Source organism: Rheinheimera mangrovi, assembly GCF_003990335.1.
GTDB lineage: Bacteria > Pseudomonadota > Gammaproteobacteria > Enterobacterales > Alteromonadaceae > Pararheinheimera > Pararheinheimera mangrovi.
The window spans coordinates 3,233,142-3,256,219 of the sequence record NZ_CP034683.1; the positions used below are offsets into that span (position 1 = coordinate 3,233,142).

Sequence of the window (23,078 nt, forward strand, 5' to 3'; positions counted from 1 at the left end):
AATAATCCCCTATGCTAGACTGAAAACAACGAAAATTGTCCTTTCTTTGACAAGTTACCGTCTGGCGCAGGGGTCTTATGGCGTTTTATCAAAAGTTGTTAGAACTGTTCCAGTCTATCCATAATTCAGAACGTTTTTTGGATGTGTTTCCCGAGCTGGAAGCACAAATACTCCAGCTTTTTTCTGCTGAACGTATCACTATTTATCAGCGTAGTTGCCATAGTCAGGATATTTACTCACGTTTTAAAACCGGTTCAGAACTGACTGAAATCCGCGTGCCTGTAGGGCCACAATCCATAGCGGGTTATGTTGCACTAAGTAAAAAATCAGTGTTGATTAAAGATGCCTACGATGAGCAGGAACTGCATCTGATCCATCCTAAACTGAATTTCGCCCGTCAGTTTGACCAGAAGTCCGGCTTTCGCACCCGCTCTGTGCTGGCCGTGCCTATCACTGAGCAAAACGTATTGTTAGGAGTGGTCCAGCTGATTAATGCCAAAACCGTAGTAGCATTTAGCCAGGATGACTGCGACAAAGCCATACAATTAGCGCAATTGCTTGGGCAGAAATTTCGTTATGAATTAGGGGCAACCCGTGGGCCTTTTGATTATTTACAGCATCGGAATTTAATCTCAGCCAGCCAGCTGCAACAGTTAAATCAGCCTCCACAAGATTTTGCCACACAAGTGAATAGAATCATCACCGACTATAAAATCAGCAAAGAACAGCTGGGATTGTCGCTGGAAGCTTTTTATCAGGTCAGTTTTATTGGTTTTGAACCTGACAAATATCAGTTGCATGCACTGAACAGCAAACTGAACCGCTCTTACCTGCTTAAAAACCATCTGGTGATCCTCGAAGAGCAATCCGGCAAAGTGGTGATAGTGCTGACCAATCCAAACAATGCCGATACGTTGATGGAAGTAGAAAGGGCTACCGGACTATTAAATTACGATATACATGTCGCCTTGCCTGACGATATCGACCACTACATTAAAGGCCAGCAAGAAGATAACCTGACGGAGCTTGGCGATTTATTAAATGAAGCCGATGATGACCTGACGCTGGAGACGCTTCAACAGGAAGACGAAGGGATCTCAGAAGAAACCCCTGTGGTGGTGAAGTTGGTAAACCGGGTTTTAATGGACGCGCAGCGCCTGAATGCCTCCGATATTCATATTGAATCCGGCAAAGGCAAAAGCTCCTGCCGCGTGCGTTTGCGCATTGATGGCGAATGCCGTGAGCTGATTCAAATTCCGCCTGCTTTTATGCCCCCCGTTGTATCGCGTATTAAAATTATGGCCAGGCTGGATATAGCCGAAAAGCGTCTGCCGCAGGACGGTAAATTCAGTGTCAAACTGGCGAATAAAATAATAGAAGTTCGGGTCGCTACTTTACCTACTGTTTTTGGTGAAGGAGTAGTAATGCGGATTTTAGCCAGTGGCGAAGCTTTGCCTTTTGACAAGCTGCAATTGAGCCCCCGCAACTATCAGATGATGTCACAGATGATTAAACACCCACATGGGGTGTTGCTGGTGGTTGGCCCAACAGGTTCAGGCAAAACCACCACCTTGCATGCCATTTTAGGGCAGTTGAATACCACGGACAAAAAAATATGGACAGCTGAAGACCCGGTCGAAATTACTCAGCCAGGCTTACAACAAGTGCAAATGAACAATAAATCAGGCTTAACCTTTGCGGTGGCTCTGCGGGCTTTTTTACGGGCCGATCCGGATATTATTTTAATAGGTGAAATGCGTGATAAAGAAACAGCGCACGCTGGTATTGAAGCATCATTAACAGGCCACCTGGTGTTATCTACATTGCACACCAACTCAGCGCCTGAAACCATTACCCGCTTAATTGATATTGGTATAGACCCTATTAACTTTGCCGATGCCTGCATCGGTATTCTGGCGCAGCGGCTGGTTCGCACTTTATGTACTAAATGCAAAGAAGCCTATCAACCAGATCAGATTGAGCGAGATTATATAGAGCGACATTACGGCTTGGCTTTTGCGCCTGAACTTGAGTTAAAAACACCTCTGACGCTTTACAGAACCAAAGGCTGTCAGGCCTGCGACCAAACGGGCTACAAAGGCCGGGTGGGAGTGCATGAACTGTTGCCAGTCACAGGCAAGGTGCGGCAACTGATTTATCACAAAGCCAGCATAGAGCAAATTCAGCACCAGGCCATTGCCGATGGTATGCGCACTTTAGTACAGGACGGTATTTTAAAAGTTTTAGCTGGCATTACAGACTTTAAACAATTGCAGGCAATTTCGGTATTTGAGGACTAAAGCCGCAACGCGGCTTTCGTCCTGTGACTATTCATTAAGCTTTGCGGAATCGTTCCACCAGTTCATGCAGTTGCTCAGAGGTATTTTGTAAATCCTTACCACTTTCACTCACCGCTGTACCCTGACTTAAAGACTTACTGGCAAGATCTGAAATGCTGACAATTTGTTGGTTAATATCCTCAGCCACATGAGCCTGCTCTTCAACAGCTGCTGCCATTTGTCCGGCCATAGAAGCAATACTGCTGACCGCCTGACTAATACCTTCCAGTGCTTTTTCCGCCTGTTCCACCTGAGTAACACCTAATTCGGCATCCTTACGGCCATTTTCAGCCACCAGCACTGAAGCTTTGGCTTTGGTTGACAGCTGTTGAATAATGTCATAAATCTCTTTAGTAGACGCTGTAGTTCTGGAAGCCAGCTGCCGCACTTCATCCGCGACCACGGCAAAACCCCGGCCTTGATCACCAGCCCTTGCCGCCTCAATAGCCGCATTAAGCGCCAGCAAATTCGTTTGTTCTGCAATCTGTTCAATGATTTGGGCGGCACCGACAATTTTATTGGTTTGCTCAGCCAAATCTGCCACAGACTGGCTGATATCATTGACTGTTTTTTGTAACTGCTTGATAGCACCACGGGTCTGTCCTGCCACAGCAGAACCTGAGCGGGCCAACGCATCTGCATCATCGGCTTTACTGGCCGTGTCCTGAACATGAGAGGACACCTCAGCAATGGTTGTTGTCATCTCATTCATCGCTGTAGCCACCTGCTCCGTCTGCATTTGCTGTTTACGGATACTATCCGCCGCATCCACAGATAAATGCCGCACCTGCTCAGCCTGCACTGCTACTCTGGTCGACGAATCCTCAATCCGGGTTAATACCGTATTTAAGTGGGCTGACTCAGCCAATAAGGCCACTTCCAACTGACCTAATCGCCCCTGATGTTTCGCATAAGAAGCGACCGCCAGCGGATCAGTAAATGGAGTAGGCATTAAATCTACCAAACCATTTAATGATTGCTTCAGTCGATAAACACCCAAACCATAACCTAATAAAGCGGTGGCCATTAAACCTATAGCTGCTGTAACTGGTCCAACAGCCCACCACAACATTAAAGATACAATGGCGGCCAGCAGAGGCAAAGAAGCCCAGCGCAAATCGCCTGGCACATCCGATTTGGCATTATCGGTATTTTTGCCGGAATTTATCGCTTTATATAATTGCTCGGCATGAGCTACTTGCTCTCTGCTGGGCACAGTACGAACGGATTCATAACCCACAACCCTACCATGTTCAGTGACAGGAGTGACGTATGCATTGACCCAATAATAATCACCATTTTTACAGCGATTTTTTACCAGCCCCATCCAGGGCTTGCCTTGCTGTAAATAACCCCACATGGTTTTAAATGCTGCCTCAGGCATATCAGGGTGCCGCACTATATTATGAGGTTTGCCCACCAGCTCTTCTCTGCTAAAGCCACTGATAGAGACAAAAGCATCGTTACAATGCAAAATCGTACCTTTGATATCAGTAGAAGAAATAAGCTGCTGCTCTTTTGGAAAAGTACGCTCTCTTTCGGTAACAGGTAAGTTCTTGCGCATCTGCGGTACTCTCCTTAGTGGTCCAAGATACAACTAAATCCAGCGGACATGAGTTAATACAGGGAAATGAAAATACTGATAAAAACCTAGCAGCAGATTAAAGTCTTGGACAGGAAATATAAGAAAAATATACCCAAAGTAATTGGAGCTCAGGGAGGCGACAGAGCATGAGCCCCCAGGAGCATAGTCGTCCTATGTGACTGGGGCGAGAGCGCGTCATCAACAAAGCTGCAGCTTCAAGTACGAAGGGTATAACTTGCTGAATAACTTATCAGGCACTGCGCCTTTGCAACAAAGTAAGCACTTCGGCGTGCTGAGTATGAGGAAACATATCAAAGAGTTGTACTTTTAACAGCTGGTAGTCCTTACTCAATACAGCTAAATCACTGACGAGGCTATCTGGATTACAGCTGGAATAAATCAGCCAGGCTGGCTGCAAAACTAATACAGACTGGCAAAGCGCTGTACCCAAACCTCGCCGAGGTGGATTCACCAACAGCAGATCAGGCGCTTGTGCCGTGGCTTTGGCAAAAGCAGCGGCATCTAATGCCTGAAACCGAACCGCAGTCAGGCCCAGCTCAGCGGCTGAACGTGTTGCGCTGGCGATAGCCTGGGGAGCAATTTCAATACCGGTTAAATCCCGCACCTGCCCTTGTGCTGAGCTTGCCAGATGCAAACCAAAACCACCGACACCACAAAATAAATCCCAGAGCCTTTGCCCCGGTAAGGCTGCAGCCCATTGTTGTGCTGTGGCATACAAAGCAGCTGCCACTGCAGTATTGGTCTGAAAAAAGCTTTGAGGCGTCAGATACAAAGGGATGCCATTTAACTCTTCACGCAATAACTGCTGCTGGGTTAACACTATCTCTTCCGGCCCTTCCAGCACTGCCATATGCACGGGCTGCAGATTGACCGAACACACTTCCAGTTCAGGCCATTGCTGCATTAACCAGGGTAAATGTTTTTGAATAGAGGCCAGGCAGTTTTTAGAGCGCAGTACAAAACGCAGCATAAAACGTTCTGAGTGCTGACTTTGACTTAGCAAAACAAATTTCAGCTCACCCTGTTTTTGTTCCAGTTGATAAGGAGTTAAGGCGGCACGTTGAATAAAGTTTTTAATCAGGGTAAAAGCAGGCTCAAAGGCTGCCGGATATAAAGGACAAGCAGACAAATCCACCGCTGTCCGCCCGGCATTGACAATACCAAGTACTGGCTTATCCGAAGTGCCACTCACCACCATCTTGGCTTTGTTGCGAAAACCTTGTTCAGCACTTGCGACTGCAGGTAGCACGGATTGCGGCTCAAAGGGTGCAAGCAATTGTTGAACCTGAAGCTGTTTTGCTTGCAGTTGTGCCTGATAGGGCTGAAGTAAATCAACACAGGAGCGACATCGTCCGGCGGTAAATTCAATACAATTCATACACACTCAAAAAAACGAAAAAAGGCTATCACCAGATAGCCTCTATGTTAACTCACAGTCAGGTTTTCACAAACCCTGCATGTTCCACTCAAGGAATATGTTGATGGATAAACTGAGTCACCTGCTTAAAGTATTTACTGCGATTTTCAGGGTCATAAAAACCATGACTTTCATCATCAAACTCCAGCCATTGATAAGTCTTTTTATGTTTATCCAGAGCTTTACGCAAAGTTTCTGCTTGTTCCATAGGCGCTCGTTTATCCCGCTCGCCGTGAGCGATCAGCAATGGCACTTTTAACTCAGCAACCCTTCTTGCCGGCGAAAACAGATCCAGCTCTTTAGCATCAGAACCAAGCACATCTTCCAGATAAGAAATACCAAAGGAAGACAACGGAATATCCCCCTCGGTTTTCATCATTGGTAAATCATAAACACCTGCGACACCGACAGCACAGCGATACAAATCAGGAGAAAGAATAGAAGACTGCACTGCCGCATAAGCACCAAAAGAGCCACCCATAATGCACACCTTATCAGCATCGGCGTGCCCCTGAGCTATTGCCCATTGAGTGGCAGCAATAATATCCTGTTGCACAGCTGCACCCCATTGCCGGTAACCTGCCGCTTCAAAATTTGCGCCATAACCACCAGAACCACGGTAATTTACCTGCAATACATTAAAACCAGACTGACTCAATAAATGCACTTCTGAATCAAAGCCCCAGTAATCACGCACCCCATGAGGACCACCATGGATCAACACAACCATTGATTTACTCTTCCCATTTACCGCTGGTGTAATAAATCCACTCACTGGCAACTGGTCAAAAGACTTAAACTGTATTGCTTCTGTATTGGCCAACTTCACACCTAACAGTTCAGGTCTGCTGTCAAATAACTTCACCAACGCATTGTCTTTTCTTTTGTATAAGTAATAGGTGCCAGGATTGGTATCGCTGCTTGCCAGCACAACCCAGATATTATCGTCTTTGGTTTGACTGGTAATGGAAACAGCCTGGTCTGGAAAAGCAGACAACAAATCTTTAAAAATCGACGATTCTTGTTGCTCACCTTTGATCAGCAAATACGCTGGTTTACCATCGTCTATTCGCATCACATAAGCCTGACGTTCTTTTTGCGTCAGCCCTACAGCGGTAATTTCCACAGCTGGATCCCGATAAATCAGTTCCCGGCTTGCATCTTTGAATTTTAATTCAGACAATCCCTGCTGACTGGCGTTGAACTGATCCAGCAGGATCACACCGTCATCTGAATTATTAACAGCCACAACACCGACCTTATCCCCCAATTTGTCTGACGGGATCTGATTCCATTGTTTATCCTGGAAGTAATAGAGTTCAGCTTTGTTCTTTTCGTTGGTTGCCAAAGCAACTCGAATTTCACCTTTGCTGTTGGTCAAAAATGTACTTTGAGGTACAGGAGCACGGGTCACTTTACGTGACTTCCCTGTGTAGACATTTAGTAACAGCACGTCTGAATAACGATCGCCACCGTTGCTCCAACCTGTACTCGAAATCAGAATATTGTCTTCATCATCCGACAAGGTATCAATCACTTCACCCCAGGCGCGCTGAGCCTGTTTTACTTTTAATTTGGTGCCTGTTTGCATTTCTCCGGCACGGTATCCAAACACAAGTTCACCTTGACTGCCATCGTAATTGATTGCAAAAAGTTCACCATAAAATGAAGGCGCAACACTCCATGGCTGAGTTTCTGCCAGACTGATCACTACCCTTTCATTGTTAACCCAATGGTAATTACCAACCTCTGTACTGCCGGGAAATTTAGCCTGCCCAACAGGTTTAAATCCGTCCATAGATAAAAACAGCAACACTTTTTTGTTATCAACCCTGACTATAATGCCTAAATGTTTTCCATCCGGAGAAACCTTCACTCCGGTATAGGTATCATGCTTTGCCAGTAGATCAGCCAGATCAGCCGTGGCCGCAAATGCTGAAGCGCCCCAACACAGGGTAAACAGCATAAGCAGTTGTTTGACCAAAATTGACATCCTTTTCATAACTTCTAACCCCTTAAAAATATTAGTTAATTTTACATACTAAAAAACAAAGCCACGGCCTGCTGATAATTTTGCAATGCCAAAGCTGCGTCATAACGTTCACCTTCATCACGCATAAAAGCGTGCTGAGCATTGTATTCATACCAACTAAACCGGACCTTGGCATCTGTCAGTTGTTGATACACTTTTTGCCGCCCTTCAGCAGATACATGCGGGTCTTGTTTACCCCAGACCATCACCAGCTCGCCCTGAATATCAGCAGCACGGTTTAAGCTTTGCTGTCCTTCACCACAAGGCAAAGTATCACTGTGTAAATCTGTGGCATACAAACAATAGGTGGCCTTAATCGCAGGATTTAGTGCGGCACGAAACGCCAGATGGCCGCCAATACAAACCCCCATAGCGCCTACTTCAGGCCGGACATAAGGCAAAGTTTTTAAATAATCCAACATCACCTGGTTATCAGCATCATAACTCTCCAGCGGCTTAGTCCATTTATCCTGATTACCTTTATCTTTACCTGCATCGTCATAAGCCAGCACAGTGCCCAGCGGATTTAACTCATGAAAAATTTCAGGCACCAGCACCACAAAACCATGGCTGGCCAGAAGAGCTGCGCTACGGGCAATAGGAGCTGTTTGCTGGAAAATTTCTGAATAAAACAAAATAGCAGGCCAGGTTTTATTTGCAGTAGCTGCGGCTAATGGTTGGTACTGATACACCAGCATTGGGCCTGTTGGCGTAGTTAACGTGACTTTGCTCTGTTCAATTTGCATAAAAAAACACTATTTGAATCAAAAAACGGGACATCTATCATAAAGAGCAAAATGCAAAGACACCAGCATGTTTTTGCTATTTGTACCAAGTACTTAGAGTTGTAGCCAGGCGACAAGCCTTAAAGCCCTCTGGAGCAGGGTAAACCTATATGATTGGGACTATAGGGAGCGGTCAAAAAAGCTACAGCTTCAAGTGCGATGGGTTTATACAGTATTAATCAGGCATTCAGCTAAGTTGCATACACTTGAATCATCAGATAATCAGGAGTTTTATATGGCCCAGTCCCGCTCGTGGGTTGCAGCAACAGTAATAGCTTTGGGTATGGTTGCTGGCAGCGCTATTCTAGCTAACAGCTTGATTGAGTTCAGAGCTATGGAGCGTGTGGTACAGGTGAAAGGTTTGTCAGAGCGTGAAGTGGCCGCCGATACCGTTATTTGGCCGATCAAATTTAACGATGTCGACAATAACCTGACCACCCTGGTGGCCAATGTTGAACGTAAAAATGAGCAAATTCAGGCGTTCCTGAAACTGCAGGGCTTTAGTCAAAAAGAAATCTCTGTAGCGGTACCACAAATTGTCGATCGTCAGGCGGGCTATTACGATCCCAATGCCAATCAAATGCGTTATACCGCCAGCTCAACCGTCACTGTGTACAGCAGTAATGTCGATTTAGTACATCAGGCGATGGCGAAGTTACTGGAGTTAAGTAAAACAGGTATCGCCATAGCAGGTCAGGACTACGACAGTAAACCCGAGTTTATCTTCAGTGGTTTAAACGAGTTAAAGCCCGACATGATTGCAGAAGCGACCCGTAATGCCCGGGAAGTGGCCACCAAATTTGCTGCCGATTCAGACAGTAAACTGGGAAAAATTAAAACGGCAAGCCAGGGTCAGTTCAGCATTACTGACCGTGACAGCAATACGCCTTATATCAAAAAAGTCAGAGTGGTAGCGACAGTCGACTACTACCTGTCAGATTAACAGACGGAGCTTAAGATGAAAAAAGCATTGTTGATGACCACAAGTATTGCCGCACTGCTGACACTGACTGGTTGTGCGGTGCGAGGACCAACGGTCTGGGTTGAACCACCGGCTTATTATGGTCCGGCTGTTATAGTGGAGCCTACACCTGTCATAGTGGTTGAAGAACGCCATTATTATCAGGACAGGCACTACCATAAAAAACACAAAAAACATAAACGTCATTATCATCATGACTGATCCAAGCTGGGCTCTGAGTTGTACAATTCTCAGAATTAGCACTAAGCTAACAGAGCAAGTTTAAATAAAAGGGAAAAAAATGCGTGTTTATTCAGCTTTAACTGTTGCTTCAGTTGGAATAGTTCTGATGTCAGGCTTAACAGGTTGTGCGGTCAGAGGACCCAGTGTCACGGTCGAACCACCTAAAGTTATAGTGCCAGGCGTAATAGTCGAAGGTCAGGGCCACGGCAAGCATTGCCCACCAGGCCAGGCGAAAAAAGGTAAATGTTAATTTTGAATTTTTTGTTTTTATTTTAATTTGGCAGGACGTGTGAAAAGGCCGGTGTTTTAAAACACCGGCCTTTTGTTTTTTGTGATGCAGCTGAAATTTACTTTGCGGGAATTAAATTCAGCAATTGTTGCAATGGCACCAGCTTTAAGTTTTGCCCCTGCTCCGGCATCCGGTTGCGGCCATCCTGCACTATCACTGCTCCTTGTTCAAAACCTTTGCCTAATGACAAAGTGGTTAGTTCCAGACCATCAGTTTCTGAGCTGCCATCTATGCCGAGCTCTGCATTTAAGCGAATACGAAAGCGCGCTACTGCTTTGTATGGAGCTGTAGTCTGAAACAACACATAACTGTCATTGCCCTGACTGGACGCCAGTAAATAGGTTGGTTTTCCAGCTTTCCCAGGCTCCCCAATAGACAACAAGGCCAAACCTTCCACATCAGCCACCAGCACATCGGCATCGGCTTTAATCACCAGTTCGCCTTTGGTATCGGCTTTGGCATCCGCAGCAAAACGCCAAATCCCAACATCTTCTTCGCCCAAAAACAACAGGTCATTCTGATCATCGGCCACACAACCTTCAGGCTGACTTGGCACTTTTAAGCGGCGCACCTCTTTTGCACTCCAGTTCTGGCCATTGGAGCTGATCTGGTACTGCAGCACTGTACCATCTTTGTCATTGGCAAACACATAAGTCTGACTGCTGCGTTTTGACTGATACAGGCACAAGCCATAAATATCAGTCAGAGGCGTGGCAAATTTCAGTGCGGTGTTCACCTGCCCCTGAGCATCTATCGCAAAGAGTTGCACCGAGTTATCGGCTCTTAACGTAGCTGCAGCTATATCCTGTTTTTTCCCCTGATACTCAAGGCCATAACGCAAGTCGATATTGTTTACCCGCCCTACATGTAAAAACTGCAGCTGCTCGCCTTTCATGTTATAGACAGCCACTCCAGCTCTTTTGTCTGTGGCTAAAATACGACTGTTGTCTGGATGTTTTGCATCCTGCCAAACAGCCGGGTCATCTATGGCGTCCCCTCTGTAACTGACTGCCACTGTTTCCAAAGTTGGGCTTAGTTGCTGCATAGGCAGAGTGGCACGCTCTGGCAACACTGCAGCTTGCACCTGATAGGCTTTATCTTTTAATTGGGTATGCTGACCCTCTTCACTGACCACAGACAAACTGCCGGCAGACAGGCCTAACTGTTCAGCGGACTCCAGTGCTTTGATGGCTTTGCTCTGTTGCCAAACCAAAGCATCGCCCTGGGTTTGGTAACTTTGCAGCAAAGCAGGTTCTTCCTGTAACGCCACTAAAGTGTTACCTGCAGTGAATTCCAGTGCTTTCACTTCACCGCTGAGTTTGCCTAAAGGTGCCTGCACATCAATCAGAGTGCGGCCTTCGTCGGCTTCTACTTCAGCATTATAAGACCAGAGCGCTGTTGCACCTTCCGCCAGATACAAAGTGCCTTTTTGCTGATCCACAGCACAAGCTGTGGCATCAGTAGGCAGGTTTAAATTACGAATAGATAATGGTGCAGCTAAAAAGTTTGAATCCTGCGCCAATAACCACTGCTCACCTAAGCCTCTGTCACCTATTAAAAACAAGCTAAGTTGTTTGTTCTCTGCACTTTGATACCAACATAAATCGTCCACTACCAGTTGGCTGACCAGCTGTTTGCCAGAACGCTGTACTGTTTTGCCCTGCAGTTGCCACCAGTACAGCTGATTGCTTTCGGTTTCAATAGCAGCCAATAACACTGAGCCATCGGTTTGAGGCAAAGCTTTTAACCGGCGAAATACACCTGGCCATTGTTGCAGCACTACACCTTTGCCATCTTGCCAGACTAAGGCAGTAGCAGAGCTTTGAAACTGCCCTACTGTGGTATTTAATTCGGCATATACAGCTGTCGTATCAATAGTTGTTGTAGTGTTTTGGCTTTGCGCCTGACAGGCCATCAGCATGGCTGCTGAGACTAAAGTTGCGATTAAAGAGTATTTCATTTGTTCTCCGAAGCGCTTTGGGCAGCGCTGAATTCTGTGCCTTGCCAGCATTTGTTGTCAGTGATGGTTTTAGCGCTGCAATGGGCGACTTTGGCTTTAAATTGTTGTTGCAACAGGCTCGAACCATCGCTTTGACGCTTTAAGGTGAAACTGTCGTACAAGCGGCCTGTCACTGTCATGGCTTTTACTTTGAGCTGGTTTTCGCTGATCTCCAGTTGCTGAAATAACTGGGTATCTTCGCCGACCTGAGCCATTTGGGCGCGAGCCTCTTTAGAGACCAGATACATTTTTGGACCAGCCACTGACACCATATAGACCGGCCCTTTGCCTTCAGGCTGATAACGACCATAGACATGATCATGGCCCTGCAGCACCAAATCGACTTTGTACTGATCAAACAATGGCTGCCAATACTGACGTAATCTGGGGTTATCCCGACCTAAAGACACTGAAAACATCGGATGATGATAGATGGCGATAGTCCAGCGATTCGGATTACTCGAAAGCACCTGCTTTAACCAGTCGGCCTGCACTTTAGCCAGAGCTTCGTCCTCCACTGCTGCAGTGGAGTTCAGCACGATAAAGCGTACGCCCTGATAGTCGTGATAAAACACAGTGTCCTGCAAAGCAGCCGGGCCATTATTCAGGCTCTGAAACTGTGCGGTAAATTGTGCAGCCAGCACCCGGCGTTCTTCTCCTTTGGCATCGGTACTTTTCAGGTATTCATGGTTACCAGCGGCAATCAGCTGCGGCGTCATAGCGCCGACCCAGCCAATAGCGTCAAACCACTCGCCCCATTCGTGATCCAAAATGCCGTAACGGGAATTAACCAGATCACCAGCATGCAACATGAGTTTAGCTTGAGGCACTTGCTGCTGAGCGCTGCGCACCAAACGTGAGAAATGCGCTTTTAAGTTGTTTTGCGCATCGCCAAAATACAGCAGACTAAAAGGCTCAAACTCTGTTTTAGCAGTGCGAAACTGCAGCCACTCACTCCAGTTGCCCTCGCCTTTGACTCTGTAGGCATACAAGGTATCGCTTTGTAAGCCTGACATAACAGCTTTATAAAAATAAGCCGGGCCATTGTCGGTTTGCACCAAAGTGCCTTTCACATCCAGCGTTTTCGCAGCAAGCTCCAGCGCCGGACCATCTATTGCTTTAGTCCATTGCAGCTGGCTTTGCGCTACGCTGCTGCGCCAGCCCACAGCTTGACTGCTGGCTGCGTCAGTGGCGGGTAACAGCACTATACGATCGGCAAAACTAGTGGCCTGATACCGATTCATACCAGCTGGTACTGAGGTATTACTAGCACCTGCCATACAGCTTAAAACCAGCAGCAGGCCAGCCACTGGCCCCCGCAGGTTTTCATAGGATTTCATACTCATAAGCCATCCTTACCAGTTGGTTAACTGAATACCGATGGCAAAAGTACGGCCATATTCTTCGTATTGAGCATTAAAGGCGCGTGTGCCTGTGTAGTTGTAATAGGGCTCGTCTGTTAAGTTCACCGCATTAAAGTACAACTGCACGGCCGGGTCGATTTTCCATTTAGCGCTGAAATCCCATTGCAGCTGACTGTCGCTGAATAAGTCATAGGCCGGGTCATCAAACTCACTGACTTCCACCAGATACTCAGACTTATAATTGGCCGCTAAACGTAAGCTCCAGCTGTTGTCTTCATACCCAATGGCCATGTTGGCGGTTTTATCCGATTGACTGGGCAAATCTATATCACGGGTTTGCAGCTCGCCGTCATCAAACCAGCTGATTTGTGCATCAGAGCGACTTAAAGTTAAGTTGGCTGAGACTAACCAGTGGTCCCAAAACTCGCTGATGCCTTGCAGTTGCTGCACATAGTTCAGCTCCAGGCCATACAAAGTCGCATCGTCACCATTGATAAAAGTTTCGGCATGATTAAAGTCCTGGTATTCACCCTGACCCGCTAAGTCTGTGGCGTAGATAAAGTCTTTAATGTCTTTGTAAAACAACATGGCCGACATCACGCCCAATTTATCAGGATAGTATTCAACACCTAAATCCAGGTTGGTTGAAGTTAAGGCCTCCAGCGCCGGATTACCAAAGCTGGCTTCAATTTCACCGTCATCTTCTTCCAGCACAAAAGCCGGCGCCAGTTGAGCAAAACTAGGTCGCACTAAAGAGCTGGTAATGGCGGCCCGAACCTGGGTTTGATCCGACAGGCTGTAACGGCTAATAACTGCTGGTAACCAGTGTGATTCAGAACCGCTGTACAATTGTGGGCTGAATTCTTCAGTAGTAGCGTCGTATTTACTACCTACAGCGTCACGTTGGTCATGCTCGAAACGGCTGCCTGCAATGACCTGCCAGTTTTCACCTTGCCAGTTGCCCTGCAGATAAGCGGCTTTAATCTCTTCATCTACGCTGAAATCGTTAATTTGCGACTCGACCGGATCCAGATAATCATCTCTATCTAAGGTGCTTAATTCGGACAATAACAAGCCTGGATTAATGGCTGGACCAAACCTGCCTAAACCATAATCTGCATTGCCCATAGGGTAATCAGCCAGGGTTAATTTTGTGAGGCCCGCATCTTCTAAATCTTCATAAAGCCACAGAGTTTCATCCGCAACTTTGCTTCTGTCACTCCACTTCACACCAACTTTGAATTCCAGCGCGCCCCAGCTTTGCAACAATTCGCGGCTTATATCAAACTTGGCGTTTTTCTCTTTTTCTTCAGTGAAAGTGTCAGCGACTTCCACTTCATCCAGTTCGTAATCGTCGGCACTGTAGGCCGACTCTGGTGCCAGTAACTGCAGTTTATCCGTGCCGTTGAAACTTAAACCTTGGTCAAACTCCTGCTTAAACTGCCCATCAGCCAGACTAAAAGGTGTTTTTTCATCGGCTTTGCTGGCGCCCACTTCGGCTTTCCATTGCCATTCAGCAAGTTTTTGCTCCATCCCCAGCACAAAAGCGCTGATGCTTTGCGTTTCTTCACGGGCTTTAATACCACGCACCAGCTCACCTGCTGCATCCACACCGGCTTGGACTGGCTCTTCAAATTCAGTCAGTACACTCTGACGCACTTCATCGTCGGTAAATTTGCTGTATAAAGTCCGCAGGTAATAGTCGGTGTCGCCTTCAGGGCGATAATCCAAGCTCAGCGCTAAACCCATACGTTTGCGGCTGATTTGATACTGGCGCTGCTCAAATTCTTCCAGAGCCTGTTCTTCAATATCCCAGTTTCCACCTGTTTCAACGTTGTCTGAACCAAATTTACGGTCGGCATAACTGGCAGATAAAGCCACACCTAAAGCGTCTTTATCACCAGCTATATCAAAAATGCTGCTGTATAAACCTGATACTTTTGGGCTGGTTTCGCTTTGTTGCTGGTTATAGCTGCCTTCTGCACTAAAGGTATAAAAATCTGTGCTGCGGTCAAAGGCAGAAATACTTTTAATATCGACAGTGCCACCTAAAGAGCCTGCAGCTTGCTCCGGCGCTATGGTTTTAGTCACTTCAACAGAGGACAATAAATCCGAAGGGATCACGTCTAAAGCCACAGCACGACGGCCTGATTCAGGCGCGGCCAGTTGGGTGCCGTTGTAAGTCACTGTATTGTAATCCGGTGCTAAACCCCTAACCCGGATAAAGCGGCCTTCGCCCTGATCTGGCTCGACCGATAAACCTGCTAAACGGGCTAAGGATTCACTGACGTTTTTATCCGGAAACTGCCCTAGTTCGTCTGTGGTTGCCACGCTGACAATACCGCTGGCAAAACGTTGCTGACTTAAGGCTTTACCTGCAGACGCCAATTGACCTTGCACTTCCAGCTTTTCGATACCAGATTCCACTTTGGCCAGTGTGATATCCCCCAGCGTCTGATTAGAGCTTAAGCTGACATCAGACTTTTGCTGCGGCACACCGGCATAACTAAACTGCAGTTGGTACTGGCCTTCAGGCAAATTAGAAAACACAAAACGACCATCATGGCCTGTGACTTTACTGATTTTTAATGCCGGAATACTGACCTGTACACCAGACAGCAACACCTGACGGTTATCCACCACACGGCCTGTTAATTCAGCGGCCTGCACTGACATGACTGAAGCGCAGATCAAACTGATACTGCTGGCTAATAAAGCGCGACGAAATTTTTTCCTCGTTTGTAGCGTCTTTGTTTGCATAGAAGAAAACCCCAATTCCTGAAGATGTTTATAGTGATTGGGATTTATTCTGCGGCGTTTTTGTGACAGCTCAGCGTTTCAAAGCACGGCTGGCTGAGCTAAGCGGACCCGGGGTCTGCTTAGCTCCACAACCTTACTTTTTGTCATGCCACTGTCATATGCAAAGTTCAGACTGGATTTCATCATTATTCTTTTCATTATGCGGAAGCTTTTATGGGATTTAGCTCACAGCATCCAGCCAAACTCTCTCTGACGCTCTTGCTATTTGTGCTCTGCATTTTGCTGGCTGTAAATTATGGCGAGCTAAAAGCCACAGCAGAAATTGACTGGATGGATATTCTGGGCGAAGGCAGCAGTTTGGCCGTGGTCATAGCCTGGTTGTTACTGGTGTTGTATAGCAGGCCTGCAGGCCCTGTCACCAATGGCCTTTATGTGGGATCTTTATTGCTGGTGATGTCCTATCAGTTGAATTTACTGGATGAGTTTTTCCAATACCCTGACAGTCACAGGCTACTCAGTTGGCTTGAATCTATACCAGCTCCTGTTGGCATGCTGATTTTAACTTTAGGTTTGATTGGCTGGCATAAAGAGCAACGTTTTATTAATCAGCAACTGGCCAGTCGTGAGCTGCATTTACGCCATTATCAGTTACTTGACCCTTTAACCAAACTTTATAAACCTGAGTATTTACTGGCTGTACTGAAGCGTGAGCTGGAGCTGCAACAACAGCACCAGCAGCCTTTTTGCCTGGCCTTAGTGGACGTCAGTCAGTTTGCCCGCTTCAACCGGGAACAAGGTATGGCAGCAGCAGATTTATTACTACAACAACTCAGCGAGCTGACGTTGGTGCAGTTCAGATCCGGTGATTTAGTCTGTCGTTACAGCGGCGATAAATTTGTCATACTGATGCCACAAAGCAATCAGGCTACAGCACATAGCTTATTGCAAAATGCCACCAGCCAACTCAGTTTGCATCTGCATACTCAATTACACTGGACCATCACTGAAATAACAGCAGCGCAACAGGTAACCAAACCCCAGCGGTTGTTATCGCAACTCTGGCAACAATTACAGAAACAAAAACAACAGCAAACCCAGTGGAGCCTGGTGTGAGCAAAGCGTTGCTGGCTTTTGATGATAAATCCCTGCTGCTCAGCACAACGGCTCTGGATATGATTTTATTGTGCCAGCGCCGGGGTTGCGCCTTAGATACTTTGCTTAAAGGTACTAAGTTATTTGAGCAAGACCTGCGTAAAGCCACGACCAAAATCAGCCCTGCACAGTATTTACAGTTAGTCAGTAATTGCCAAAAAGCATGCCCCGGGCCTGAACTGGCTTATTTAACAGCTCAAAGTTGGTTACATCACAACCACTCGCCTTTGCTGTTGATGCTCAGACACAGCACCCACTTACAGCAGGCGCTGTTGAGTTTCTACCGCTACCGTTCGCAACTGTTACCTTTAATCTATGTGCGCCTGCAGCGGGTGCAGGGTCAGTTACGCCTGGTGTTGCGCCCCTCTTTTGCTTTAGGAAAACAACAGGCTTTTATAGAACAACTGATGCTTCACTACTTACTGGGTTTAGTGAAACAACAGTTGGGTGATACATCAAGGCTAAGTATCAGTGCAACGGGTCTGGATCATGAAACCAGTTGGTTATACCAGCATCAATGGCAACTGACACCAGAACTTTGTTTGCAAAATTGTTTGTCCTTGCCCCTTGCACTGTTAAAGCTTCCTTTTGCTGACGCCAACCCTGTTCTTTGGCAACAACAACAGAACTGGTGCCTTTACTTGCAGCAGTCAATACCAGAAAAAGCTGCTTTTACTGAACAACTGGAACAATGGCTTTTTACGGTATTACGACAATCGCCGTCGCAGGATGAAGCAGCCCGGCACTGGGGCTTAAGTTTAAGCAGTTTTAAACGTTTATTGGCACAACACCACACCAGCTATCAACAACTGCAGGATCAGGTCAAAGCCTGCGCTGCTCAGCAAGCCTTATTACTGCAGGGTATGTCGAATAAAGAGCTGGCACACAGGTTGGGGTATTCCGACGAACATAACTTCCGCCGCGCATTTAAGCGCTGGACAGGTTTACTGCCAAGTCAATTACGCACCTAATCCCGATATACTGCAAAAACATCGTTTATTTATTGCGCTTTTGACTGAATCACGACATGCTTAGGTGAAGTAAATGCCACAAGCAAGGATGTTGCGCATGACTATAGATCAATCTTCTATCCTGATCGTCGATGACGTCAGTTCTGTTCGTTATTTCTTAACGCAAAATTTGCGCATTATGGGTGCTGAAAAAGTAACTGAAGCCAGCACAGGGCAACAAGCCTTAATGGCCATCAGCACCGAACATCCTGACGTGATATTTTTGGATATTGAACTACCGGATAGCAATGGCCACGAGCTGTTAACCCGCATTAAAGCATTAGATCCGAAGTGCCATGTGGTGATTATGTCAGCACACAGCACAGTGGAAAATGTGAAACGTAGTGTTGAAGGTGGAGCCAGCGGTTTTATGGCCAAACCTTTTACGCCACAAAAAATTCAGGCCACCATCAATCGTATTTGCAACTTACCACAAGCCCAATCTGCTTAAGCAGATTTTGGGCTCAGCGCCTGATCAGCGAATTCAATACCATCCCAGCCGTATTGCGTAGTTGTGTTGAATAACTATCAGGCAGATTTTGGGCTCAGCGCCTGGCCAGCGAATTCAATACCATCCCAGCCGTATTGCGTAGTTGTGTTGAATAACTATCAGGCAGATTTTGGGCTCAGCGCCTGGCCAGCGAATTCAATACCATCCCAGCCGTATTGCATAAACTGCCTGATATTGGCGTGATCTGAGCCTGCAGGGCTTGATAACACATCTTTACGGTAATAATCACCAAACATCTGCAAAGTTTGTGGCTCGGATAAACGGTGTAATAAAGCAAAGGCAAATATCTTACAGGAGCCATTGTTCTCCCCTGCTGCATTGTGTTTATCGCCATTACGAAAGGCCGTCTCAGTAAAGTTATATAAGCTTTCAATCAGCTCTATGCTTTGCGAAAAACTAATGCTGTCTGGATCTGTCGTCAACTGACGGAAAAAATTTTCTAGCATAATAGCCATCCTGGTTAAAGTTTATACAATTGTGACCGATACAGTCGTTAAGCCCAAGTAAGAGAGGGAGCTACAATGCAAATCCTCAACATCAAGCAACAACAGAACTCCAGCAGTCAGCAGCTATTTTATGCTGGCCGCAGTACGAGTCCAGAGCGAAGCGACAGCTCAACTGTAACAAAGGATAACAGAAGTTTAACTCAGACTTCTCTGTTACCTTCGGCTAATGGCGTTTCTGCCGAAACTATGACATCACCGGCAGATCCAAAGACCGAAGCAAAACATGAAGACGGTTTATTTAATGCAGTCTATTCCATTGGCACTATCAAACGTTTGCTGGAACAACTGACCGGCGAAGAGTTGCAAGGCTGGGTAGACCCTGCTGAATTAAATCGTGCTCTGCATGGTTCAGACAATAGCGCTGTGCCAGAGCAACCACAAAATCAAAATGCCACAGGCGTCACTATTCGTGAATGGTCGTACCGTTATGAAGCAGTCAGCGCTGATTTTTCCGGCTCTGTAGCTCTGGACGATGGCAGCAGCTTTAGCTGGTCGATGCAATTTGCCATGAGTTACGAAGAATTCAGCTACAGCGAACGCACAGAACAGCCAATGAAAGACCCTTTAGTGATGAGTTTTAACGGCCGCCCAGTAGAGCTTAGCGGACAAAGTTCTGCGTTTAACTTAACTGACAATGCAAAATCTATTCAGCAACTGGCGCAAGGTCAGTATTACCTCGCCAAAGACAGCAATAACAACGGTGCTATCGATTCAGGTAAAGAATTATTCGGCCCAAGCTCAGGTGCAGGCTTTGCTGAACTTGCCAGCTATGATGAAGACCAAAACGGCCTGATCGATCTGCAGGATCCGATCTGGGAAAATTTATGGTTATGGCGCCCTGAAGATAAAGGCTTATACAGCTTAAAAGACATGGGTGTAGCGGCTTTAAGTGTCGACTCAATAGCCACACCTTTTAGCTTACGTCATAAAGACGAAGTAAAAGGCCGGCTGGAACGTAGCTCAATTTTTATAACTGAAGATAAAAATGTGGGTTTATTGCAGCAAATTGATTTGAAGGTGTGAGCTAAAGCCCAAATAGGACACAACTTGTTCTGACAGCTCAGTTGATCAACAAAAGCCGGTCAGTGTCAGGCTCATAACCTTTTTCTGACCTTATCTGAAATAAATTTATAACTTTCAGAAAAATTTGTTAATTCAAATTCAGTGAGTTTAATGAAAATAAAACTTGAAAAAGCGGCGCCCATAGCTCATATAGTTTGCATTCAGATAGTTATCCGATAAACAAAATCAAGCTTTGAAGTCCATGAGTTGCCATCAGACTATAAGGGGCACAGTGTGAATAAAATGTATAGGTTCTTAATTCTTGCTGTACTCATTATTGTTGCTATTAGCTCATACAGTTATGGCAATTCAACGGGTGTATTTGCATTTATAATTTTAGGCTTTGCTTTCGAAGCTTTATTTTGGGTTGGCCTTTTTCGAAAAAGAGCAAAAGTATCAACTTAATGAACACCAGCAACTCACAAAGCACATTCTGCGCTGTCTTGCTTTGAATACTTTCTTTTGGCGCAGCAAAAGCCGAAGCTCTTCGAACAAACAAGCAGGCTTCATGAATTCGTTGTTGCACTGAGATTTCAAGCTCAAAGCTATCCAAACATCTGTGCTGAGCGTTTTGCCATTTCCTCTTCTGATACATCTTCAATATGAGTGGAAATCATCCAGTTGTGACCAAAAGGGTCTTGCAGACAGCCGCTACGATCGCCCCAGAATTGATCCGATACCGGCATGGTTACAGTGGCTCCTGCCGCTGCGGCACGCTCGACAAAAGCATCGACATCAGGCACATAAATCATCAAAGTCACAGGGCTAGCCCCTAACATGTCCGGGCTTTTTGTGCCCCAGTCATCACTTTGTTCACTGAACATAAATGTCGCGCTGCCTATACGCATTTCGGCATGCATCACAGCACCGGATGGCATATTCATCCGCATTATGGTTTCAGCACCAAAAGCTTTTTGATAAAAGTCGAATGCCGCAGCCGCATTTTTGATCACCAGATAAGGCAATACGGCAGCACAGCCTGATGGAATAGCCTGAACGTCGGACATGTCGGTCTCCTTCTCGTCATTTATTTAAAGTTAAAAAAAACGCTATCAGTATAGTCAGAGATTTTTAGCTCATTCACCTAACTGTTGTTTTAATACATCCACCACTGACTGAAATTCGGTTTTGTTTTTTTCATTCAGTGCAATCAGCGCTTCGTGCGCATGCAGGATCATCAGGCCTTTTTGCTGATCACTGTAAGGCTGGGCTTTTATGCTGGTCATATCCACTTGATGCTGAGTATTGTGCTGCACAATATCAAAAGCCTGATCCAGACAGAGACTAAACAGCAGTTCATTGACTTGTGAGTGAGTTGAAAACAAGGTGGGTTTTGGTAAATTCTGCTGCTGACAATAACGAGCCATACTGGCCAGCAAACCAATATAGGTGCTGTCCATAAAACTGGCTTGGTTTAAATCCACCACAAGCTGGTTGCACTGGATCTGTGCAGAAAACAGCCTTTCTACCAGGTCGTCCATGCCTGTGGCATTGGTGTAACGCAGCTCACCAGATAACTTGAAATAACAACAGTGGTCAACACAAGCAAACAGGATTTGCTCCGTCATAGAGTCCTCACTCATCAGCCTTGAAGCCGGGTTAATTTGAGTATAGTTAAATCGTCCGGTAAGGGCTTATTTGGATCAATGGCTAAGGCTTGCAACAATGCGGCTATATCATTTTGCTCTGAGCATTTTTGCAACAAATATTGTAATTTCTGGTCGGTGCTTTGTTGTGGCATTACATCTAAAATACCGTCTGAAAACAACAGTATGCTGCTGTTGTCCTGCATCAACAGGCAATGATTCCTGTAACTGGCAAAATCAAACATGCCCACAGGCGTGCTTTTTAATTCAAGGTAGCGTTCTTGCTGCGGTTGCAACACTAAAGGCCAGGGAAAAGCACCGGCGTTGGCATAGGTTATTTCTGCAGTTTTGGTATCCAGCACGGCGTAAAACAACGCTATGTATTTGCCGACTTTGTCCTTAAGCAGTTCTTTATTTAATTCAACCAATACAGCAGCTGGGTCAATTACATGGTCGCAGGTTGCACGCTGATATCGTTCCAACTTGGCGCTGATAAAACGCTTCAGATACACAGTGACAAAAGCAGAGGCTACGCCGTGCCCTGACACATCTGCAATGTAAAACACCACCTTGTGATCATCAGCCCAAAAATAGTCAACAAAGTCGCCACTCATAAATTCGGATGGATATAAGGCATGGCTGAATTGGTACTCAGCGCAATTCAGTTGTGGCGGCGGCAGCAGTTTAAACTGAACCTGCTTGCCGGCTTTCTCACCAGCTTCCAGTTCAGCTAGTGATTGTTGTAGCTGCTGATTACTGGCTTGCAACTGCTCTGTTCTGGCCTGAACTTGTTGCTCAAGGTTTTCATTCAGCAAAGCCAATTGTTCTATCGCCATATAGGCTCGTAATGCAGACACCACGCTGGTCGTCAGGCGCTGCACTGTCAGTTCGGTTTTGGCGCGGTAATCGTTAATATCATAATCCAGCACTATGCGATGCTCAGGCGCTTGCCCTGGTTGACCTGTTCGCAAAATAATACGTACCAGCTGGTTTTGTAGCTGTTCCCGAATGTAACGCACCAATACCAGACCTGCGTCATCGGTTTCCATCACGACGTCCAGCAAGATCAAGGCTATATTGTTGTTTTTCTCCAGAATATGTCGTGCTTCTGCCGCACTGTAAGCGCTGATAAACTGCAGTTTATGCTGCAAGAAGCTGAAATCACGTAGCGCCATTAAAGTGATTTGATGTATCTCCGGCTCATCATCCACGATAAGCACAGTCCAGCTGGCTTGTGGCTCGTCTGTTACATCGGCATCAGCGGCAAATAGCAGGGTTTCTTCGTCGGACGCTGTAGTTTGCTGAGCATTAAAGTGTTGTTCCATATGGCATTCCTTCACATTAATGTCTGATCACAGGAGCATAAGTATATGGCTTAACTATAGCCGCCTGTGCTCAACCTGCAGTTGGGTATGAGTATCTATCTTGAAAATAGGGTCTCTTTCAGTGCCGGATC

General features: G+C 46.2%; 19 protein-coding genes. 8 read left to right on the top strand and 11 right to left on the bottom strand.

The genetic code is table 11. The annotated features are described in order from the left end of the window. Nucleotides 1-77: 77 nt before the first annotated feature. Nucleotides 78-2,300 (top strand): GspE/PulE family protein, encoded by a 2,223-nt coding sequence (locus EK374_RS14635; protein WP_127025139.1) that lies wholly within the window; start codon nt 78-80, stop codon nt 2,298-2,300. Between the two features lie 34 nt (nt 2,301-2,334). Here EK374_RS14635 and EK374_RS14640 read toward each other — a convergent pair whose 3' ends face one another. The 4 genes from EK374_RS14640 to EK374_RS14655 form a co-directional block, all read right to left on the bottom strand. Further along, nucleotides 2,335-3,903 carry a methyl-accepting chemotaxis protein gene (locus EK374_RS14640; RefSeq protein ID WP_127025141.1) on the bottom strand — a complete coding sequence of 523 codons (1,569 nt, stop codon included), beginning with the start codon at nt 3,901-3,903 and terminating at the stop codon, nt 2,335-2,337. Nucleotides 3,904-4,174: 271 nt separating this feature from the next. After that, a complete protein-coding gene (gene rlmC / locus EK374_RS14645) occupies nt 4,175-5,323 on the bottom strand; it encodes a 23S rRNA (uracil(747)-C(5))-methyltransferase RlmC (RefSeq protein WP_127025144.1) in 1,149 nt (382 codons plus the stop codon). An 88-nt stretch (nt 5,324-5,411) separates the two neighbouring features. After that, complete coding sequence (locus EK374_RS14650) at nt 5,412-7,364, bottom strand: alpha/beta hydrolase family protein (protein ID WP_127025147.1); 1,953 nt, start codon at nt 7,362-7,364, stop codon at nt 5,412-5,414. Nucleotides 7,365-7,396: 32 nt separating this feature from the next. Next, a complete protein-coding gene (locus EK374_RS14655; protein ID WP_127025149.1) occupies nt 7,397-8,140 on the bottom strand; it encodes a dienelactone hydrolase family protein in 744 nt (247 codons plus the stop codon). 274 nt (nt 8,141-8,414) lie between these two features. On the opposite strand from EK374_RS14655, the gene EK374_RS14660 reads away from it, so the two are divergent. The 3 genes from EK374_RS14660 (at nt 8,415) to EK374_RS14670 (ending at nt 9,633) form a co-directional block, all read left to right on the top strand. Next, nucleotides 8,415-9,122, top strand: a complete 708-nt coding sequence (locus EK374_RS14660) for an SIMPL domain-containing protein (RefSeq protein WP_127025152.1) — start codon at nt 8,415-8,417, stop codon at nt 9,120-9,122. Nucleotides 9,123-9,137: 15 nt separating this feature from the next. Then, nucleotides 9,138-9,362, top strand: coding sequence for a lipoprotein (locus EK374_RS14665; RefSeq protein WP_127025155.1), 225 nt, complete (start codon nt 9,138-9,140; stop codon nt 9,360-9,362). Between the two features lie 79 nt (nt 9,363-9,441). Then, nucleotides 9,442-9,633: a hypothetical protein gene (locus EK374_RS14670; RefSeq protein ID WP_127025158.1), complete on the top strand. Its 192-nt coding sequence runs from the start codon at nt 9,442-9,444 to the stop codon at nt 9,631-9,633. Between the two features lie 97 nt (nt 9,634-9,730). On the opposite strand, the gene EK374_RS14675 is transcribed toward EK374_RS14670, so the two are convergent. The 3 genes from EK374_RS14675 to EK374_RS14685 are packed head-to-tail and all read right to left on the bottom strand — an operon-like array spanning nt 9,731 to nt 15,795. Further along, complete coding sequence (locus EK374_RS14675; protein ID WP_127025160.1) at nt 9,731-11,632, bottom strand: phytase; 1,902 nt, start codon at nt 11,630-11,632, stop codon at nt 9,731-9,733. After that, a complete protein-coding gene (locus EK374_RS14680; protein ID WP_127025163.1) occupies nt 11,629-13,017 on the bottom strand; it encodes a purple acid phosphatase family protein in 1,389 nt (462 codons plus the stop codon). The genes EK374_RS14675 and EK374_RS14680 overlap by 4 nt, the downstream gene beginning before the upstream one ends. Before the next feature lie 9 nt (nt 13,018-13,026). Next, entirely contained in the window at nt 13,027-15,795 is a 2,769-nt protein-coding gene (locus EK374_RS14685) for a TonB-dependent receptor (protein ID WP_127025166.1), read from the bottom strand. A gap of 213 nt (nt 15,796-16,008) precedes the next feature. On the opposite strand from EK374_RS14685, the gene EK374_RS14690 reads away from it, so the two are divergent. The 3 genes from EK374_RS14690 to EK374_RS14700 all read left to right on the top strand — a co-directional run bounded on the left by EK374_RS14690 (nt 16,009) and on the right by EK374_RS14700 (nt 18,408). Then, nucleotides 16,009-16,908 carry a GGDEF domain-containing protein gene (locus EK374_RS14690; RefSeq protein WP_127025169.1) on the top strand — a complete coding sequence of 300 codons (900 nt, stop codon included), beginning with the start codon at nt 16,009-16,011 and terminating at the stop codon, nt 16,906-16,908. Continuing rightward, the gene (locus tag EK374_RS14695) at nt 16,905-17,918 is read left to right on the top strand and encodes a helix-turn-helix transcriptional regulator (protein WP_127025172.1); all 1,014 of its coding nucleotides are present in this window, start codon (nt 16,905-16,907) and stop codon (nt 17,916-17,918) included. Before EK374_RS14690 ends, EK374_RS14695 begins: the two co-directional genes overlap by 4 nt. Nucleotides 17,919-18,015: 97 nt before the next feature. Next, nucleotides 18,016-18,408: a response regulator gene (locus EK374_RS14700; protein WP_127025175.1), complete on the top strand. Its 393-nt coding sequence runs from the start codon at nt 18,016-18,018 to the stop codon at nt 18,406-18,408. Nucleotides 18,409-18,566: 158 nt separating this feature from the next. Here the strand turns inward: EK374_RS14700 and EK374_RS14705 are convergent, their stop codons facing one another. Further along, nucleotides 18,567-18,914 carry a HopJ type III effector protein gene (locus EK374_RS14705; protein WP_127025178.1) on the bottom strand — a complete coding sequence of 116 codons (348 nt, stop codon included), beginning with the start codon at nt 18,912-18,914 and terminating at the stop codon, nt 18,567-18,569. A 75-nt stretch (nt 18,915-18,989) separates the two neighbouring features. On the opposite strand from EK374_RS14705, the gene EK374_RS14710 reads away from it, so the two are divergent. After that, the gene (locus tag EK374_RS14710; RefSeq protein WP_127025181.1) at nt 18,990-19,997 is read left to right on the top strand and encodes a hypothetical protein; all 1,008 of its coding nucleotides are present in this window, start codon (nt 18,990-18,992) and stop codon (nt 19,995-19,997) included. A 584-nt stretch (nt 19,998-20,581) separates the two neighbouring features. Here the strand turns inward: EK374_RS14710 and EK374_RS14715 are convergent. The 3 genes from EK374_RS14715 to EK374_RS14725 all read right to left on the bottom strand — a co-directional run bounded on the left by EK374_RS14715 (nt 20,582) and on the right by EK374_RS14725 (nt 22,947). Next, complete coding sequence (locus EK374_RS14715; RefSeq protein ID WP_127025184.1) at nt 20,582-21,043, bottom strand: VOC family protein; 462 nt, start codon at nt 21,041-21,043, stop codon at nt 20,582-20,584. A 69-nt stretch (nt 21,044-21,112) separates the two neighbouring features. After that, complete coding sequence (locus EK374_RS14720; RefSeq protein WP_127025187.1) at nt 21,113-21,604, bottom strand: STAS domain-containing protein; 492 nt, start codon at nt 21,602-21,604, stop codon at nt 21,113-21,115. Between the two features lie 14 nt (nt 21,605-21,618). Beyond that, nucleotides 21,619-22,947: a PP2C family protein-serine/threonine phosphatase gene (locus tag EK374_RS14725; protein ID WP_127025190.1), complete on the bottom strand. Its 1,329-nt coding sequence runs from the start codon at nt 22,945-22,947 to the stop codon at nt 21,619-21,621. Between the last annotated feature and the right edge of the window lie 131 nt (nt 22,948-23,078).

What these genes read in the sequence shown, in the direction of transcription:
- EK374_RS14635 (WP_127025139.1), top strand. Translation starts at nt 78, where the DNA reads ATGGCGTTTTATCAAAAGTTGTTAGAACTGTTCCAGTCTATCCATAAT.
- EK374_RS14640 (WP_127025141.1), bottom strand. Translation starts at nt 3,903, where the DNA reads ATGCGCAAGAACTTACCTGTTACCGAAAGAGAGCGTACTTTTCCAAAA.
- rlmC (WP_127025144.1), bottom strand. Translation starts at nt 5,323, where the DNA reads ATGAATTGTATTGAATTTACCGCCGGACGATGTCGCTCCTGTGTTGAT.
- EK374_RS14650 (WP_127025147.1), bottom strand. Translation starts at nt 7,364, where the DNA reads ATGAAAAGGATGTCAATTTTGGTCAAACAACTGCTTATGCTGTTTACC.
- EK374_RS14655 (WP_127025149.1), bottom strand. Translation starts at nt 8,140, where the DNA reads ATGCAAATTGAACAGAGCAAAGTCACGTTAACTACGCCAACAGGCCCA.
- EK374_RS14660 (WP_127025152.1), top strand. Translation starts at nt 8,415, where the DNA reads ATGGCCCAGTCCCGCTCGTGGGTTGCAGCAACAGTAATAGCTTTGGGT.
- EK374_RS14665 (WP_127025155.1), top strand. Translation starts at nt 9,138, where the DNA reads ATGAAAAAAGCATTGTTGATGACCACAAGTATTGCCGCACTGCTGACA.
- EK374_RS14670 (WP_127025158.1), top strand. Translation starts at nt 9,442, where the DNA reads ATGCGTGTTTATTCAGCTTTAACTGTTGCTTCAGTTGGAATAGTTCTG.
- EK374_RS14675 (WP_127025160.1), bottom strand. Translation starts at nt 11,632, where the DNA reads ATGAAATACTCTTTAATCGCAACTTTAGTCTCAGCAGCCATGCTGATG.
- EK374_RS14680 (WP_127025163.1), bottom strand. Translation starts at nt 13,017, where the DNA reads ATGAGTATGAAATCCTATGAAAACCTGCGGGGGCCAGTGGCTGGCCTG.
- EK374_RS14685 (WP_127025166.1), bottom strand. Translation starts at nt 15,795, where the DNA reads ATGCAAACAAAGACGCTACAAACGAGGAAAAAATTTCGTCGCGCTTTA.
- EK374_RS14690 (WP_127025169.1), top strand. Translation starts at nt 16,009, where the DNA reads ATGGGATTTAGCTCACAGCATCCAGCCAAACTCTCTCTGACGCTCTTG.
- EK374_RS14700 (WP_127025175.1), top strand. Translation starts at nt 18,016, where the DNA reads ATGACTATAGATCAATCTTCTATCCTGATCGTCGATGACGTCAGTTCT.
- EK374_RS14705 (WP_127025178.1), bottom strand. Translation starts at nt 18,914, where the DNA reads ATGCTAGAAAATTTTTTCCGTCAGTTGACGACAGATCCAGACAGCATT.
- EK374_RS14710 (WP_127025181.1), top strand. Translation starts at nt 18,990, where the DNA reads ATGCAAATCCTCAACATCAAGCAACAACAGAACTCCAGCAGTCAGCAG.
- EK374_RS14715 (WP_127025184.1), bottom strand. Translation starts at nt 21,043, where the DNA reads ATGTCCGACGTTCAGGCTATTCCATCAGGCTGTGCTGCCGTATTGCCT.
- EK374_RS14720 (WP_127025187.1), bottom strand. Translation starts at nt 21,604, where the DNA reads ATGACGGAGCAAATCCTGTTTGCTTGTGTTGACCACTGTTGTTATTTC.
- EK374_RS14725 (WP_127025190.1), bottom strand. Translation starts at nt 22,947, where the DNA reads ATGGAACAACACTTTAATGCTCAGCAAACTACAGCGTCCGACGAAGAA.